The sequence below is a fragment of the Mesotoga sp. HF07.pep.5.2.highcov genome (genome assembly GCF_003666285.1).
Lineage (GTDB): Bacteria > Thermotogota > Thermotogae > Petrotogales > Kosmotogaceae > Mesotoga > Mesotoga prima.
Map to the genome: position 1 here is coordinate 1 of NZ_JFHJ01000307.1, position 716 is coordinate 716.

Consider the following 716-nt stretch of genomic DNA (forward strand, 5'->3'; position numbering starts at 1 on the left):
AAGAAAAGAGTCGGGGAGCTATGCGAAGCTTTGGAATCGATTATCTAGGTAAGATGATCTCCGAGATGTCCCACGGCATGAAACAAAAGATAATGGTCATATCCGTTCTGATGAGACGGCCCGAAGTGATATTCCTGGACGAACCCACAGTCGGCCTCGATGCAAGAAGCGCAAAAATCCTGAAGATGCTTCTGGAGAAGTACAAGAATGAGGGATCTACGATTTTTATGACGACCCACGTACTTGAAATCGCTGAAAAGATGTGTGACAGGATAGGAATAATCAATAAGGGGAAGTTGATTTCGGAAGGTACAATGAATGAATTGAGAAGGAAGGCCGGTGCCGATGAAAGGGAAACTCTCGAAAACCTCTTCCTTCAGTTAACCGGTGAGGATGAAGACATCCAGGAAATAGTAAGTGCACTGTGAGGTGGCCCCTTTGAATGATTTAAAGCTATTCTTCAAACACAAGCTGTTTCTCTTCCCAGGCAAGAGAGGCAATAGGGGTGGCCTTTCCGGTCAGCTATTTATTTTCGCCGTATTTGCGATTATGATCGGCACGTTTCTTTGGGAGGTATATGGATCTACTGCAGGGGTCTCTATCGAGGGAGTCTCTCTTGGAAAGGTTATGGCAGGTTTCTTCCTAACTATCTCAGGGTTCTTCTTCCTGATTTCTTTCTCCGCGACGTCATCATATCTCTTCATGAGAAATGAGGA

General features: G+C 45.1%; 2 pseudogenes. Both read left to right on the top strand.

The annotated features are described in order from the left end of the window. A pseudogene (locus tag BG32_RS06760) lies at positions 1-428 on the top strand (ATP-binding cassette domain-containing protein); the annotation flags it as partial. Between the two features lies 1 nt (position 429). Further along, a pseudogene (locus tag BG32_RS06765) lies at positions 430-716 on the top strand (hypothetical protein); the annotation flags it as partial.